This window comes from Streptomyces sp. 150FB (genome assembly GCF_000818195.1).
GTDB lineage: Bacteria > Actinomycetota > Actinomycetes > Streptomycetales > Streptomycetaceae > Streptomyces.
Map to the genome: position 1 here is coordinate 1,429,917 of NZ_JTHL01000001.1, position 15,018 is coordinate 1,444,934.

The following is a 15,018-nucleotide window of genomic DNA, read 5'->3' on the forward strand; positions in this document are numbered from 1 at the left end:
GGCGGCGGGCGAGGCGCAGGCGGCGATGCGGCTCGCGGCGGCCGCGGGCTGGTACTGGTGGCTCGGCGGGCACAGGACCGAGGGCATCGAGCTGATCACCGCGGCCACCGGCACGCCCGGCGAGGTGACCGACCAGACACGGGCCACGGTGTACGCGCTGCTCGTGCTGTTCGTGACGTCCGGGCGGCGTGACGAGCACGAGGCGGAGGAGTGGATCCACAAGGCGTACCGGTTCAGCCGGCGCAGCCAACACCGCTACCCGCTGATGGGGCTCGTCGCCGCGATGGAACACATGCTGCGGGGACCTGACGCGTTCCTGTCCGCGTTCGAACCGCTGCTCGACGACGAGGACCCCTGGGTACGCGCGCTGGCGCGATTGCAGTTGGGCAAGATGCGGATCGTCCTCGGCCAGGGCGGGCGGGACGCTGACGCGTATCTGGAGACGGCGCTCGGCGAGTTCCGGGCGCTCGGAGAGCGGTTCGGGATCTCGTTCGCCCTGACCGAGCTGGCCGACCGGATCGCCGTACGCGGCGAGTTCGCCGGCGCGTGCGAGTACTACGAGCAGGCGATCGCCGTCGTCACCGAGGTCGGTGCCACCGAGGACGTCATTCGGATGCGGGCGCGGCAGGCGCAGTTGTACCGGCTGCTGGGCGACCGGGACGCCGGGGCGGCTGCCATCGCGGAGGCGGAGCGGTGCGCGGAGCGGGTCACCTGGCCTGACGCGCTGGCCGAGTTGGCCCTCTCGAAGGCGGAACTCGCCCGGTGGGACGGCGACACCGAGGAGGCACGTAGGCAACTAAGCGTCGTGACAGCCGTATTGGGCGACGAGGCGGAGCGGGCCGACATCCGCGCGGTGACGTACGACCTGCTCGGCTATCTCGCCGACGACCTCGGCGAGGCCCGGGCACACCGCGCGGCTGCCTGCGAGGCGGCGTCCGAGGCGGGATATCCGCTGCTGATCGCCGGGGTGCTCGTCGGGGTCGCGGACCTGGCGCTGCGCCACGACGAGCACGAGCAGGCCGTACGCCTGCTCGCGGCGAGCGCCGCCGTACGCGGGTTGCGGGACCGCTCGCACCCGGACGTGGCCCGGATCGAGCGGACCGCGCTGCGCCGCCTCGGCGACGCGCGGTTCGCCGAGGTGGCGCAAGAGGGGGCGGGGACCACCTGGTCTCAGCTTGTCGAGGTCACGCTCGCTTCTTGAACGTGGAGACCGCCCACACGTACCCGACGAGCGTGAACCCGACGCACCAGGCGACGGCCGCGATCGCGTCGCCGCTCGACGGGTCGCCCGCCAGCAGCCCGCGCAGCGTCTCGATGATCGGGGTGAAGGGCTGGTACTCCGCGAACTGCCGCACACCCGCCCCCATCGTGTCGGCGGGGACGAACGCGCTGCTCAGGAAGGGCAGCATGATCAGCGGTACGGTGGCCAGGCCCGCCGACTCCACGTTCTTGGCTGCCAGCCCCACGGCGACCGTGAGCCAACTGGCCCCGAAGCCGAGCAACAGCATGATGCCGATCGCTGCGAGCCAGCCGAGGAGGCTCGCATGCGGACGGAATCCCATCGCGAGGCCGACGCCGATGATGACCGCGTCGGCGATCAGACTGCGCAGCGTCGTGGAGACGACATGGCCGGTCAGCACGGCGCCACGGGAGACGTCCATGACCTTGAACCGGTTGATGATGCCCTTCGTCATGTCGTCGTTCACGGCCGTCGCCGTGGCCCCCAGCCCGTAGCTGATGGCCATGACGATCAGGCCGGGCACCGCGTAATCGACGTACTCGCCCCGGACGTTGAAGGCGCCACCGAAGACGTAGACGAACATGAGCATCATCACGACGGGGAACAGGACCGCGTTGAACACCGTGACGGGATTGCGGACCGTGTGCTTGAAGTTGCGGCGCAGCATGATCGCGGCGTCGCCGAACGGCGTTGAGAGACTGCTCACTTCGCGATCGCCTCCGTGCTCGGGCGCTTGGTCAGGGCGAGGAAGACGTCGTCCAGGTCAGGTGTGTGCACGGAGAACTCCTTGGCGTTGAGCATGTGTTCGTCGAGCCGGTCCAGCAGCGCCCGCAGCGATCTCGACTCACCGTCGCTTGGCACCCGCAGGGTCAGCTCCTGGTCGTCGCGGGTGGAGCCGGCCAGGACCCGTGCCGCCGTGTCGAGTTCGTCGACGCCGGCGAACCGGAGCCGGACGTGGGTGCCGGGGATCCGGCGCTTGAGCTCCTCGGGGGTGCCCTGGGCGACCAGGTGGCCCTGGTCGAGCACCGCGATCCGGTCGGCGAGCTGGTCGGCTTCGTCGAGGTACTGGGTGGTGAGGAAGATGGTGGTGCCGTCGGCCACCAACTCGCGGACGATCGCCCACATCGTGCGCCTGCTGCGCGGGTCAAGACCTGTGGTCGGCTCGTCCAGGAAGATGATCCGCGGGTCGCCGACCAGCGTCATCGCCAGATCCAGCTTCCGGCGCATACCACCGGAGTAGGTCGTCACCATCTTCTGCGCCGACTCCCCGAGGTCGAACCGCTCCAGCAGCCGCGTGACCACCTGGTCCCCGGAGCGGACCCGCTTCAGGTCCGCCATGAGCCGCAGGTTCTCCCGGCCCGACAGCAGCTCGTCCACCGCTGCGAACTGACCGGTCACGCCGATGACCGAGCGCACCTCCTTGGTCGCTGTCGCCACGTCGTGCCCGGCGACGCATACCGTCCCGGCGTCGGCCTTCATCAGTGTCGTCAGGACGTTCACCGTCGTCGTCTTGCCCGCCCCGTTCGGGCCGAGCATGGAAAAGACCGATCCGGCGGCGACATCGAAGTCGATGCCGTCGAGCACGACGTTGTCCCCATATGCCTTGCGCAGTCCTGAAACCGCGATCGCTGAACTTCTCATGCCCTCACGGTCCCGGCCGGGCCTGACACCCACCTGTCACGCCTCTGACACCACCACTGACATGGCGTTCGCGGTCGTCCGCGTGCGCTCAGCCAACAGCGGCGCCGAACCACTTCGGCAGTCGGCCGAGCAGATCCCGCTGGTCTTCCCCGACCCACGCCACATGGCCGTCCGGCCGCAACAGCACGGCGGGCACGTCCAGTTCCTCGCTGACGTCGACGACGTGGTCGACCCGGTCCGCCCAGCCCTCCACCGAGAGCCGGCCGGTCTGGTCCAGCAGCAGCCCGCGCCCGCCGTGCATCAGCCCGTAGAGAGGCCCCCGCTTCAGCTCGACGTCCCGCATTCGCCTGCCGAGCAGTTCATGGCCCTCCCCGAAGTCGTAGCGGACCCCGATCGCGACGATCTTCTCGGTCAGGTACCGGTTCACCTCGTCGAAGTCCATCAGTTCCGACACCAGCCGGCGCACCGCCCGGGCCCCCGGCTCGGTGGACATCAGCTCCATCTGCGCGCGGGTGTTGTCCAGCACGTCGGCGGCCACCGGGTGCCGCTCGGTGTGGTAGCTGTCGAGCAGCCCGTCCGGTGCCCAGCCGCCTACCTCCGCGGCCAGTTTCCAGCCGAGGTTGAACGCGTCCTGGATGCCGAGGTTCAGGCCCTGGCCGCCCACCGGCGGATGGATGTGCGCCGCGTCGCCGGCCAGCAGCACCCGGCCGGTCCGGTAGCGCTCGGCCTGCCGGGTGGCATCGCCGAAACGAGAGAGCCAGCGAGGTGAGTGCACGCCGAAGTCGGTGCCGGCGAGCGCCCGCAACCGCTTCTTGAAGTCGTCGAGGGTCGGCGGGACCGCGCGGTCGTCGGCCACCCCCTCGGCGGGCACGACAACGCGGTACACCCTCTCCCCGAAGGGCCCGAGCCCGAACCGCTTGTGGGTCTTGCGGACTTCGGCCACCACGGCGGCCACCGTCTCCGGCGCCACGGCCACCTCCATCTCGCCGAGCAGTGTCTCCACCCTGGTGGGTTCACCGGGGAAGCCGACGCCGAGCAGCTTGCGTACGGCGCTGCGTCCGCCGTCACAGCCGACGAGGTAGCGCGAGCGCAGTCGCGTACCGTCGGCCAGTTCGGCGGTCACGCCCCGGTCGTCCTGGCTCAGCCCGACCAGTTCGCAGCCGCGCCGGATCTCCGCGCCGAGTTCGGTGGCGCGCTCGGCCAGCAGGCGATCGGTGGTGGGCTGCGGGATGCCGAGAACGTACCCGTGTGCGCTGTCCAGCCCGCCGGGCGAGGGCTTGGCGATGGCGGCGAAGAAGCCCCCCAGCGGGTGCTGCCTGCCGTGTTCGAGGAAACGCTCCAGCAGTCCGCGCTGGTCCATCACCTCGATGCTGCGTACGTGCAGGCCGAGCGAGCGTACGTACGTGGTCGGCTCCGCCTCCTTCTCCAGTACGAGCACGTGCACGCCGTGCAGCCGCAACTCACCGGCCAGCATCAAGCCGGTCGGTCCGCCGCCGGCGATGATCACGTCGATCATGAAAGTCCCCCAGGTTGAACACAGTTGCATGCGCGCGGGCCGCATCACGCGTCACGCCGTCGGTCCGGCGTGCCACGAGACCCGTACGCCGCCAAAAGCGCGCATACGTAGCGAAGTTCTGATTTCCGCAGGTTCCGGCCCCAGTGGGAGATTCTGCGGCACGACCGGGGTCTTGCCGCAAGCCCCCCGGTGCGCTATACCTTGAAGAAGGGCAAGGAGTGGGACATCTCTTTGCCTTTTGTTGTGTCCGCAGCCGAGGGACAGATCACCCCTCATGGGACTACTCGCCACTTACCCGTACGGGTGAACTTGTGGTGCGGTTCGGCGCACATCGCCTCCGTGTGAGGACAGTTGGGGACAAGCCGCCTTGCTGTCACGAGCGCCCGTCTCCGACGGGGCCGCGCACTCGGCCGCCAAGGAGCCGTCGTGCTCCGGTCATTGCCTTGCCGCCGGCCCGATCCGCCGACCGCGCGCGGGGCGGTCCTGTGCCGGACCCGCGGTCTTCGCCCCCAGGAAGAAGTCGGCATGCGACGCATCCGCTCCATCCGTATCCCGGTGCTCGCCGGGGCTGTCGTCCTCGTCTCCGGCGCCACGACACTGGTCCTGCCCACGACCGCTTCAGCGGCCGTGGCCTGTTCCGAAGCCGCGCTGGTGGGCGCGGTCAACACCACCAACGCCGCCGGTGGCGGAGTGATCACGCTGACCACCGGCTGTACGTACTCCCTCACCTCGGCACACGGCAACGACCTGGTGAACGGACCGACCGGGCTGCCACTCATCACCACGGCCATCACCTTCGAGGGCAACGCCAACACCGTCGCCCGTACCGGATCGGCCGCCTTCCGCATCCTTCAGGTCAGCGGTACGGGCAGCCTCACACTCAAGTCGGTCACCGTACGGAACGGATCGGCGACGGGCGCGGCCCCCGCGGGCAACGGCGGCGGCATCCTCAATCTCGGCCAACTCACCCTCAACAGCAGCGCCGTGACGGGCAACAGCGCCGCGGGCACCGGCGGCGGCGTCCACACCGGTGGAGGCGGGGCCGCTTCGACGTTCACCGGCAGCGCGCTGTCCGCCAACACCGCGGGCGGCGACGGCGGCGGGCTGTTCAACGCCGGCACCGCCACCCTGACCAGTGGCACCGTCAAGAACAACAGCAGCGGCGGACGCGGCGGCGGCATCGCCTCGGAGAACGCGAGCTTCACCACGACCAGCACACCGATCTCGGCCAACACCGCCGCCGTCACGGCCGGTGGCTTCTACCGCCTGTCCGGCACGGTCACGTTCACCTCATCGCCCGTCACCGGCAACAGCGCCAACGACTGCGTCGGCAGCGTCCCCAGCGTTCCGGGCTGCACCACCTGATCCAGCGTCCCTGGTCACCTGGCCCCCGTGACCGGGGAAATATCCTGAGCGGTCGTCCGGTCCCGCGGGTCCGCCGTCGCCGGTTCGGCGCTCCAGTCGGCCAGGAGACGCAGCGCGTGTTCCGACGGGGTGCCCGGCTCGGCGGTGTGCAGGCCGAGCATCTGTTCCGGGTCGTCGGTGGGCGTCAGTGCCTCGTAGCTCAGCGTCATGTCACCCACCACGGGGTGGTGGTAGCGCTTGACGCCGTGCGTGCGGCGGTCGACGTCGTGCTCCGCCCACCAGTGGCGGAAGTCCTCGTCCCCCAGCGAGAGCTCGCCGATCAGCTCGGCGAGCCGGGGGTCGTCGGGGTGGCGTCCCGCGTACAGGTGGAGGGAGCCGACCACGGTCCGGGCCGCCGCTTCCCAGTCGACGTACAGCTCGCGTGCGGATTCGTCGAGGAACATGAAGCGGGCCATGTTGCGCTCGCGGTGCGGCAGCGCGTCGAAGTCGGTGTAGAGCGCCTTGGCCAGCCGGTTGGCGGCCAGCACGTCCAGCCGGCGCCCGAGGACCAGCGCCGGGGTGTCGGTCATGGTCTCCAGTACGCGGTGCAGGCCGGGCCGTACCCGCTGCGGCGGCAGCGGCCGACGCCTGGCGCGGACCGGCCTGGCCAGGGCGAAGAGGTGGCCGCGTTCGGTCTCGTCAAGGCGCAGCGCGCGGGCGACGGCGTCGAGGACCGTCTCCGAGACGTTGAGGTTGCGGCCGCGCTCCAGGCGTACGTAGTAGTCCACGCTCACCCCAGCGAGCTGGGCCACCTCCTCGCGGCGCAGCCCTGGCACGCGCCGGGCGCCGCCGTGCGGGGACAGGCCGGCCGCCTCGGGGGTGATCCGGGCGCGGCGCGAGCGGAGGAACTCGCGGAGTTCCGTGTTGCCCCCTGGTCCGGCGGAGTGAACGCTCATGACATCCAGGTTAGGACGGCGCCGGCGGCCCGGGGCCCGCGAGCGGGGGTCTGCCGGACCCCCCCGTGCGGGGGAGCCCCCTGTGGGGCTGCGGGGGTCCCCGGCCGGTGGTTGGCTGGAGTCGTGGTCACCGGTGGTGACCACGGGGAACGGCCGGCGGAGCCCCCGGGCAGGGTCTGGGGGCAGGGCGGGACCGGGTGGGCCGGCCGGGAGATCGAGGGGCACGGATGAAGCGCAGGATTCTCGGCGGGACAGGCATGTCGGTCAGCGAGGTCGCCCTCGGGACCATGATGTTCGGAGCCATGGGCAACACCGACCACGACGAGTCGGTCCGTATGATCCACACCGCGCTGGACGCGGGCGTCAATTTCGTCGACACGGCCGACATCTACAGCGGCGGCGAGTCGGAGGAGATCCTCGGCAAGGCGCTCAAGGGGCGCCGTGACGATGTCGTCCTCGCGACGAAGTTCGGCTGGCCGAGCGGGTCCGAGCCCAACCACCGCGGCGGCTCGCCGCGCTGGATCGTCCAGGCGGTGGAGAACAGCCTGCGGCGGCTCGGCACCGACCATATCGACGTCTACCAGATGCACCGCCCCGACCCGGACACGGACATCGACGAGACGCTGTCGGCGCTCTCCGATCTGGTACGCGCGGGCAAGGTGCGGGCGATCGGCTCCTCCGCCACCCCCGCCGAGCTGATCGTCGAGGCGCGGTGGACGGCGGAGCGGCGCGGTCACCACCGTTTCCGTACGGAGCAGCCGCCGTACTCGATCCTCCTGCGGGGCATCGAGTCCGGAGTGCTGCCGACCGCACAGCGGCACGGCATCGGGGTCCTGACCTACGGTCCGCTCAGCTCGGGCTGGCTGTCGGGGCGCGCCGACCCGGCCTCGGGCAGGCGTGCGACGCTGGGGGCCCAGATGTTCGACCTCTCGATTCCCGGCAACCGGACGAAGCTCGCGGCCGTGAAGGCGCTGACCGAGCTGGCGAACGAGGCGGGGATGCCGCTGACACATCTCGCGACGGCGTTCGTCAAGGCGCATCCCGCTGTCACCTCGGTCATCATCGGGCCGCGCAGGCCCGAGCATCTCGCCGATCTGCTGGCGGGGGCCGAGGTGGAGCTGAGCGAGGATGTCCTGGACCGGATCGACGAGATCGTGCCGCCCGGCACCAACCTCAACCAGGACGACATCTACTACACGCCTCCGGCGCTGGGCGACAAGCGCCTGCGCCGCCGCTGACCGGCGTCCGCGCGACGCCCCGGCCCGCCGCCTGCGCGTTCTCCCGCGTTCGCTCAGGTGGTGGCGAACGCGTCGACGCCGGTCAGCTCCGACGACAGCGCCCACAGCCGCGCCGCGTCCTGCGGGTCGGTCGCCCAGGCGGCGACCCCGGACTCCAGTTGGGCGCCGGGGGTGGCGGGTACGGCGATGTCGCAGTCCTCGCAGTAGACCCCGCCCGCGTCCTTGAGCAGCGGGGAGGTCGCCGCCCAGAGCTGGGTGGCGGCGCCCTGCTCGGGTGACTTGAAGCTGCCGGAAGGCCTCCCGTCGGCGTCCACCCAGCCGGCGGCGATCTTCTCCTCCTCGGAGACATGGCGCGCCAGCTCGGTGAGGATGGTGCCCGGATGCAGCGCGAACGCCCGTACCCCCGCTTCGCGGCCGAGCGCGTCGAGGTGGACGGTGAACAGCACGTTGGCCGTCTTGGCCTGGCCGTACGCCTCCCACTTGTCGTAGCCGCGCGCGAAGTGCACGTCGTCCCAGTGGATGCCGGAGAGCTGGTGGCCGTTGGACGCCACCGTCACGACCCGCGCCCCGCCCCTGGCCAGTGCCGGCCAGAGCTGGTTGACCAGCGCGTAGTGGCCCAGGTGGTTGGTGGCGAACTGCGCCTCCCAGCCGGGTCCGACCCGGGTCTCGGGGGCGGCCATGATCCCGGCGTTGTTGATCATGAGGTCGATCGAGCGGCCCGAGGCGAGGAAGCGTTCCGCGAAGGAACGTACGCTCGCGAGGTCGGCCAGGTCGAGCGTCTCCAGCTCGACCCCGGAGATCCCGTCGAGCGCCTGCCGCGCGGACTCGGGCCTGCGCGCGGGGACGACGACGGTGGCTCCGGCCCCGGTCAGCGCCCGGGTCGTCTCCAGGCCGAGGCCCGAGTAGCCGCCGGTGACGACGGCGAGCTTTCCCGTGAGGTCGATTCCGCGCAGGACGTCTCCCGCCGTGCTGTCGGCTCCGAAGCCCGATCCGATGGCGCGCTGAGGGGTTGTGCGCTGAGGAGTTGTCATGACTCGAAGCTACGAGTTGGAGCGCACTCGAAGTCAAACCTCGACGTCGGGAGACCAGGGGAATATCCGGGGAGGCCCCGCCCGGCCTCCGGATTCACCCGCCGGGCGCCTGCGCCGCCACCAGGGTGTCGCCCGCGGCCGTACGGAAGTAGAGCACGGACTTCCCCGAGCGCCGCCGCCGCACCAGACCGGCGTCGAACAGGACCCGGAGGTGCCGCCCGACGGAACCCAGCCCCTGGCCGGTCGTCGCCACGAGCTGCGTGGTGCTCAGGGGGGTCGCGAGCTGTACGAGTACGCCGGCGCGCGCCGGTCCGAGGAGCCGGCCGAGCGCCTCGGGCGCCGGGGCGGAGGCGGGTTCCGACAGCGCCCCCGAGCAGGGGTAGACCACGGCGAACCGCTGCGAGGACTCCCAGGAGACCCAGCCGTGGCGCGGCGTCACGGGTACGAACAGCAGCCGCGCCCCCGAGGTCTCGCGCGGCGGGTTGTCGTGGGTGTTGATCTGGAGCCGCCCCTCCCCCAGCCAGCGCATCCCCGGGCGTATGTCGTCGAGCGCCGCCACCCAGCCGCCCTGGCTGAGCTTGCCCGTACGCGCGACGAAGTCGGCCTCGAAAAGCCGCCGGCGCCTCGGCCAGTACGGCAGGACCGTCTCGGTCCACACCCACTCCAGGAGTCCGGCGGCGCGCTCCGGCAGGTCGGACCTGTGCAGCGCGGCGGGCAGCGGGCGGCCCAGGGACACGGCCAGGTCGGCGCGGGCGGCGGCGGGCGGTGTGCGCCGTATCCGCTCCAGTTCGTCGGCGAAGGGCTGCTCGCCGTCGCCCAGCGGGGTGGGGGTGAGGAAGTCGGCGTTCCAGCTCCGGCCGAGCCCGATCCGTACGACGCCGGTGGTGACGGGGTCGTCGGCCAGCCGCTCCCGGTAGGCGGGGAGGTGGGCGGCGAACCACTCGCGCTCGCCCGGATGCGCGGCCGTTCCCCGCTCCAGGGCCTGGAGGGCGGCGGTCGCCTCGGCCAGTGGCGAGATGACGAATCGGCTCCCCGCGAGGGTGTCCGCGTTGATCTGCCACCAGCCCATGGTTTCGCCTCCGCGCGAAACAGTAACGGGCGCCGCCGGGCCCCGGTGAGACTCCCGGCATGCGCACCTACCGGGAACTCTTCCGCACGGCGGAGTTCACCCCGCTCTTCGTGACCACGTCCGTACAGGTCGCCGCCTCGACGGTCAGCGGACTCGCCCTGGGCACGCTCGTCTACGGCGCTACGGGGTCGCCGCTGCTCTCGGCGCTCAGCATGTTCGGCTCGTCCTTCGCGCAGGTGATCGGGGCGCTGGCGCTGCTGTCGGCGGCCGACCGGCTGCCGCCGCGCGCGGCGATGACCGCGGTGGCGCTCGCCGGCGGCGCGGGTACCGCCGTGCTGGCCGTGCCGGGGCTGCCGTTGTGGGCGCTCTTCGGCGTCCTTCTGGGGCTGGGTCTTGTCGCCTCGGTGGGCGGCGGGGTGCGGTACGGGCTGCTGAACGAGGTCCTTCCCGAGCAGGGCTATCTGCTGGGGCGTTCCGTGCTCAACATGTCGGTGGGGGTGACGCAGATCCTCGGGTTCGGGGTCGGCGGTGTGCTGGTGACGGCACTGTCGGCGCGCGGCACCCTGCTCTGCGCCGCCGTCCTCGACCTCGCCGCCGCCGCTGTCGCGCTGCTGGGGCTCGGCAGCCGGGCGCCGCGCACGGAGGGCCGGCCGTCCCTGGCGGCGACGTGGGTGACCAACGTACTGCTGTGGTCGTCCGCGTCCCGGCGTCACGTTTTTCTCGCGCTGTGGGTGCCCAACGGGCTCATCGTCGGGTGCGAGTCGCTCTTCATCCCCTACTCACCCCGGAACGCGGGGCTCCTCTTCGCCGCCGGCGCGCTCGGCATGCTGGCGGGCGACACCGTGACCGGGCGGTTCGTGCCCGCCCGGTGGCGGAAGCGGCTCGGCTCCCCGCTGCGGCTGCTGCTGGCAGCGCCGTACCTCGTCTTCGCGCTGCGTCCGGCGCTGCCCTTCGCCGTGGCGGCGGTCGTCCTGGCGTCCGTGGGGTACGGAGCCGGCCTGCTGCTCCAGGAGCGGCTGGTGGAGCTGACCCCGGTGGGTGTCCGGGGTCAGGCGCTCGGGCTCGCCACCTCCGGCATGCTGACCATGCAGGGGGTCGGCGCCGCGGTCGCCGGGTCGGTCGCCGAGCTCTTCTCCGCCGGGACGGCGATGGCCGTGCTGGCCGCCGCTTCGGTGACGGTCACCCTGCTCCTGGCGCCGGGGCTGAGGGCGGGCTCTCAGGGCTTGCGGGCCACGGCTCCGTAGACGGAGACCGCCTCGTCGGTGGCGCCCGGCAGCGGCTCGCCGCTCGGGCGCCAGCGCTGGGTGCTCACCAGACCCGGTTCGACGAGGTCCAGTCCTTCGAAGAAACGCATCGTCTCGTCCCACGACCGGCCCAGGGTGGGTATGCCGCCACGGCCGTAGGACTCGACGAGCCCCTCGATCGTCTCGCGGTCGAAGTCGTAGGTGAGGTGGGACAGCACCAGATAGCTGCCGGGGACCAGCGGTTCGAGCAGCCGGCTGATGATGTCGTACGGCTGGAACTCGTCCGGGACGAAGTGCAGCAGCGCGTTCACGGACAGGGCGACCGGGCGGGTCAGGTCCAGGGTCTCGTGCAGTTCGTCGGCGGCCAGGATGCTCGCCGGGTCCTTGACGTCCGCCTGGATGTACGCCGTACGCCCCTCGGGTGTGCTGCGCATCAGCGCCTCGGCGTGCCGCAGCACGATCGGGTCGTTGTCGGCGTAGACGACGCGGCTGTCCGGCGCGACCTCCTGGGCGACCTGGTGCAGGTTGGGCCGGGTCGGGATGCCCGTACCGATGTCCAGGAACTGGCGGATGCCGGCCTCGGTCGCCAGCCAGCGCGTCGTGCGGTGCATGAACTGCCGGTTGGCACGGGCGGCGATCTCGGCCGTCGGGAAGGCCTTCTTGGCCTTCTCGGCGGCCACCTGGTCCGCTTCGTAGTTGTCCTTGCCCTGGAGGAAGTAGTCGTACATGCGGGCGGAGTGGGGCTTGGTGGTGTCGATCTCGTCCACCGACACCTGATCGAGGTCCGTCATATTCACAGCTCCTTGCGTACGTGTTGGAGGAAGTCCCTGGTCCTTTTCACCGAAGTCGCCCGGGCGGACATGCTGTCCAGGACTTCGAGATAGGCGGCGACATCGACGCGCTGGTCCAGATAGACAGCGCCGGTCAGGTTCTCGGCGTAGACGATGTCCGGGAGTTCGGCTATGTCGAAGCGGAAGAGATGGAAGGGCCCGAACGCACCGAGGTGCGGGCCGACGGCGAACGGCATGATCTGGAGTGTCACGCTCGGCATCGTCGACGCTTCCAGCAACCGGTCCACCTGCGCCTTCATCACGGCGGGGCTGCTGACCGGTCTGCGCAGGACCGCTTCCTCCAGGAGGATCCACAGGATCGGGGCCTCCTGCTTCGTCAGCAGCCGCTGGCGCTCGATCCGCAGGTCGACGCGTCTTTCGACGTCGTCGACCGAGCGGTGGAATCCCGCTCTGAGCACGCCCCTGGCGTACTCCTCGGTCTGCAGCAGGCCGGGGACGTAGTGCGGTTCGTACGTCCTGATCAGGCTGGCCTCGTCCTCCAGGCTGACGTAGGCGCTGAACCAGCTCGGTACCGCGTCGCGGTAGCGGTGCCACCATCCCGGCCGGTTGGCGGCCTTCACCAGGGTGATGAATTCCTCGGCCTCCCGCTCCGGCACCCCGTAGGCGCGCAGCAGGACCCGTACGTAGGGAACCTTCAGGCCGACCTCGGAGTTCTCCATCCGCCGGACGGTCAGCGGCGTGACGTCCAGCGCCGTGGCCGCTTCCTCACGCGTCACCTTCGCTTTCTCGCGCAGCGCTCCCAGCCGCTTGCCCAGGACCAGGCGCAGGACGGTCGGGGCAGAGCCCGTACGAGCCTCGGTCACGTGTTCACCTCCTGACGCTCCATCATCATCCCAATTCTCGCAGGTAGTTGGCCACCCATCCAGGCATATGCCTGTGATCTTCGCAGGACGACGTTTCCGTCGACCGGCGGGGGCACGGCCCGGTCGGACCCCGCACGTAGAATCGCCGGATGAGCACTCCCGAGATCGCCGGCGAGACCGGCCCCGACGTCAGCGAAGCCCTGCGGGTCCTGCACCGCGTCTTCGGTTACGACTCGTTCCGGGGGAGCCAGCAGGAGATCATCGACCATGTGGTCGACGGCGGCGACGCCCTGGTGCTCATGCCGACCGGCGGCGGCAAGTCCCTCTGTTACCAGATCCCGGCGCTGGTCCGTAAGGGCGTCGGCGTGGTCATCTCGCCGCTGATCGCCCTGATGCAGGACCAGGTGGACGCGCTCAGAGCGCTGGGCGTCCGGGCCGGATTCCTGAACTCCACACAGGATTTCGAGGAGCGGCGGCTGGTGGAGGCGGAGTTCCTCGCCGGTGAGATCGACCTGCTGTACCTGGCGCCGGAGCGGCTGCGCGTGGAGGCCACCGTACGGCTGCTGGAGCGCGGCACGATCTCGCTCTTCGCGATCGACGAGGCACACTGCGTGGCCTCCTGGGGGCACGACTTCCGCCCCGACTACCTGGCCCTTTCCGCGCTGCACGAACGCTGGCCCGAGGTGCCGCGCATCGCGCTGACGGCGACCGCGACCGAGGCCACCCACGCGGAGATCGCCTCCCGGCTGAAGCTCCAGGACGCCCGGCACTTCGTGGCGAGCTTCGACCGCCCGAACATCCAGTACCGCATCGCGCCGAAGGACGACCCGAAGCGGCAGCTCCTGCATCTGCTGCGCACGGAGCACCCGGGCGACGCGGGCATCGTGTACTGCCTCTCGCGCGCCTCCGTGGACAAGACGGCCGAGTTCCTGGTGAAGAACGATGTGCGGGCCCTGCCGTACCACGCGGGGCTCGACGCCCGGACGAGGGCGGAGAACCAGTCCCGGTTCCTGCGGGAGGACGGGATGGTCATGGTCGCGACGATCGCGTTCGGCATGGGCATCGACAAGCCCGATGTGCGCTTCGTCGCCCACCTCGACCTGCCGAAGTCCGTCGAGGGCTACTACCAGGAGACCGGGCGCGCCGGGCGTGACGGGCTGCCGTCCACGGCCTGGCTGGCGTACGGCCTCCAGGACGTCGTCCAGCAGCGGAAGATGATCGACACCTCGGAGGGTGACGAGGCGCACCGGCGGCGGCTCGGCGCCCATGTGGACGCGATGCTGGCGCTGTGCGAGACGGTCGAGTGCCGCCGGGTGCGGCTGCTGGCGTACTTCGGGCAGAAGAGCGACGCCTGCGGGAACTGCGACACCTGTCTGACACCGCCCGAGTCCTGGGACGGCACCGTGCCCGCGCAGAAGCTGCTGTCGACGGTGGTCAGGCTCAAGCGCGAGCGGAACCAGAAGTTCGGGGCCGGTCAGATCACCGACATCCTGCTCGGCAAGAAGACAGCGAAGGTCATCCAGTTCGACCACGACGGGCTCAGCGTCTTCGGTATCGGCGCCGACCTGCGCGAGGCGGAGTGGCGGAGCGTGGCGCGCCAGCTCCTGGCCCAGGGGCTCATCGCCGTCGAGGGTGATTACGGCACGCTCGTCCTGACCGACGAGAGCGCCGAGGTGCTGGGCGGCCGGCGGCCGGTGGTGCTGCGGCGCGAGCCGGAGAGGGCGGCCAAGGCGGCCCGTGCGGAGCGGGCGCCCAAGCAGCGCGCGGCGCCGGTCGACCTGCCGGCGGAGGCGATGCCGGTGTTCGAGAGCCTGCGCGCCTGGCGGGGCGCGACGGCGAAGGAGCAGGGTGTGCCCGCGTATGTCGTGTTCCACGACGCGACGCTGCGGGCGATCGCGACGCTGTGCCCGTCGACGCTGTCCGAGCTGGGCACGGTGACGGGGGTCGGCGAGAACAAGCTCGCGAAGTACGGCGAACAGATCCTGGAGACGCTGGGTACCGGGACGGGCTCGGCGACCGGGACCGGCTCGGCGGCCGGCGCGGGCTCGGTGACCGGCACGGGCTCGGCGGCCGCGTCGCCGGCAG

12 protein-coding genes and 1 pseudogene are annotated in these 15,018 nt (G+C 71.0%); 5 read left to right on the forward strand and 8 right to left on the reverse strand.

Going from position 1 to position 15,018, the window contains the following annotated elements:
* Positions 1-1,201 (forward strand): annotated as a pseudogene (locus QR77_RS05745) (AfsR/SARP family transcriptional regulator); the annotation flags it as partial.
* On the opposite strand, the gene QR77_RS05750 reads toward QR77_RS05745, so the two are convergent.
* The 3 genes from QR77_RS05750 to rox all read right to left on the reverse strand — a co-directional run bounded on the left by QR77_RS05750 (position 1,185) and on the right by rox (position 4,397).
* Positions 1,185-1,946, reverse strand: coding sequence for an ABC transporter permease (locus tag QR77_RS05750; protein WP_040020050.1), 762 nt, complete (start codon positions 1,944-1,946; stop codon positions 1,185-1,187). The pseudogene QR77_RS05745 and the gene QR77_RS05750 overlap by 17 nt on opposite strands.
* The gene (locus tag QR77_RS05755) at positions 1,943-2,881 is read right to left on the reverse strand and encodes a daunorubicin resistance protein DrrA family ABC transporter ATP-binding protein (protein WP_040020051.1); all 939 of its coding nucleotides are present in this window, start codon (positions 2,879-2,881) and stop codon (positions 1,943-1,945) included. The genes QR77_RS05750 and QR77_RS05755 overlap by 4 nt, the downstream gene beginning before the upstream one ends.
* An 88-nt stretch (positions 2,882-2,969) precedes the next feature.
* A complete protein-coding gene (rox, locus tag QR77_RS05760; RefSeq protein WP_040020052.1) occupies positions 2,970-4,397 on the reverse strand; it encodes a rifampin monooxygenase in 1,428 nt (475 codons plus the stop codon).
* Between the two features lie 525 nt (positions 4,398-4,922).
* Here rox and QR77_RS05765 point away from each other — a divergent pair.
* Positions 4,923-5,762, forward strand: a complete 840-nt coding sequence (locus tag QR77_RS05765) for a hypothetical protein (protein ID WP_052488559.1) — start codon at positions 4,923-4,925, stop codon at positions 5,760-5,762.
* A gap of 14 nt (positions 5,763-5,776) precedes the next feature.
* Here the strand turns inward: QR77_RS05765 and QR77_RS05770 are convergent, their stop codons facing one another.
* Complete coding sequence (locus tag QR77_RS05770; protein WP_040020054.1) at positions 5,777-6,697, reverse strand: helix-turn-helix transcriptional regulator; 921 nt, start codon at positions 6,695-6,697, stop codon at positions 5,777-5,779.
* Between the two features lie 227 nt (positions 6,698-6,924).
* Here QR77_RS05770 and QR77_RS05775 point away from each other — a divergent pair, with 227 nt between their 5' ends.
* Entirely contained in the window at positions 6,925-7,935 is a 1,011-nt protein-coding gene (locus QR77_RS05775; protein ID WP_040020056.1) for an aldo/keto reductase, read from the forward strand.
* A gap of 53 nt (positions 7,936-7,988) precedes the next feature.
* Here QR77_RS05775 and QR77_RS05780 read toward each other — a convergent pair whose 3' ends face one another.
* Both QR77_RS05780 and QR77_RS05785 read right to left on the reverse strand, forming a co-directional pair.
* Positions 7,989-8,966, reverse strand: coding sequence for an SDR family NAD(P)-dependent oxidoreductase (locus tag QR77_RS05780; RefSeq protein WP_040020058.1), 978 nt, complete (start codon positions 8,964-8,966; stop codon positions 7,989-7,991).
* Between the two features lie 94 nt (positions 8,967-9,060).
* Positions 9,061-10,035 carry an ArsR family transcriptional regulator gene (locus tag QR77_RS05785; RefSeq protein ID WP_040020059.1) on the reverse strand — a complete coding sequence of 325 codons (975 nt, stop codon included), beginning with the start codon at positions 10,033-10,035 and terminating at the stop codon, positions 9,061-9,063.
* Positions 10,036-10,094: 59 nt separating this feature from the next.
* Between QR77_RS05785 and QR77_RS05790 the strand changes: the two genes are divergently transcribed.
* Positions 10,095-11,279 carry an MFS transporter gene (locus QR77_RS05790; RefSeq protein WP_040020061.1) on the forward strand — a complete coding sequence of 395 codons (1,185 nt, stop codon included), beginning with the start codon at positions 10,095-10,097 and terminating at the stop codon, positions 11,277-11,279.
* On the opposite strand, the gene QR77_RS05795 is transcribed toward QR77_RS05790, so the two are convergent.
* A complete protein-coding gene (locus tag QR77_RS05795; RefSeq protein WP_040020063.1) occupies positions 11,252-12,070 on the reverse strand; it encodes an SAM-dependent methyltransferase in 819 nt (272 codons plus the stop codon). The genes QR77_RS05790 and QR77_RS05795 overlap by 28 nt on opposite strands.
* Before the next feature lie 2 nt (positions 12,071-12,072).
* Positions 12,073-12,933, reverse strand: a complete 861-nt coding sequence (locus QR77_RS05800; protein ID WP_040020065.1) for a helix-turn-helix transcriptional regulator — start codon at positions 12,931-12,933, stop codon at positions 12,073-12,075.
* A 149-nt stretch (positions 12,934-13,082) separates the two neighbouring features.
* On the opposite strand from QR77_RS05800, the gene recQ reads away from it, so the two are divergent.
* On the forward strand, positions 13,083-15,018 hold a 1,936-nt coding region (recQ, locus tag QR77_RS05805; protein ID WP_078877751.1), incomplete at its 3' end, for a DNA helicase RecQ.

Coding starts and splice junctions, on each gene's coding strand:
- QR77_RS05755 (WP_040020051.1), bottom strand. CDS start 2,881: ATGAGAAGTTCAGCGATCGCGGTTTCAGGACTGCGCAAGGCATATGGG.
- rox (WP_040020052.1), bottom strand. CDS start 4,397: ATGATCGACGTGATCATCGCCGGCGGCGGACCGACCGGCTTGATGCTG.
- QR77_RS05765 (WP_052488559.1), top strand. CDS start 4,923: ATGCGACGCATCCGCTCCATCCGTATCCCGGTGCTCGCCGGGGCTGTC.
- QR77_RS05770 (WP_040020054.1), bottom strand. CDS start 6,697: ATGAGCGTTCACTCCGCCGGACCAGGGGGCAACACGGAACTCCGCGAG.
- QR77_RS05775 (WP_040020056.1), top strand. CDS start 6,925: ATGAAGCGCAGGATTCTCGGCGGGACAGGCATGTCGGTCAGCGAGGTC.
- QR77_RS05780 (WP_040020058.1), bottom strand. CDS start 8,966: ATGACAACTCCTCAGCGCACAACCCCTCAGCGCGCCATCGGATCGGGC.
- QR77_RS05785 (WP_040020059.1), bottom strand. CDS start 10,035: ATGGGCTGGTGGCAGATCAACGCGGACACCCTCGCGGGGAGCCGATTC.
- QR77_RS05790 (WP_040020061.1), top strand. CDS start 10,095: ATGCGCACCTACCGGGAACTCTTCCGCACGGCGGAGTTCACCCCGCTC.
- QR77_RS05795 (WP_040020063.1), bottom strand. CDS start 12,070: ATGACGGACCTCGATCAGGTGTCGGTGGACGAGATCGACACCACCAAG.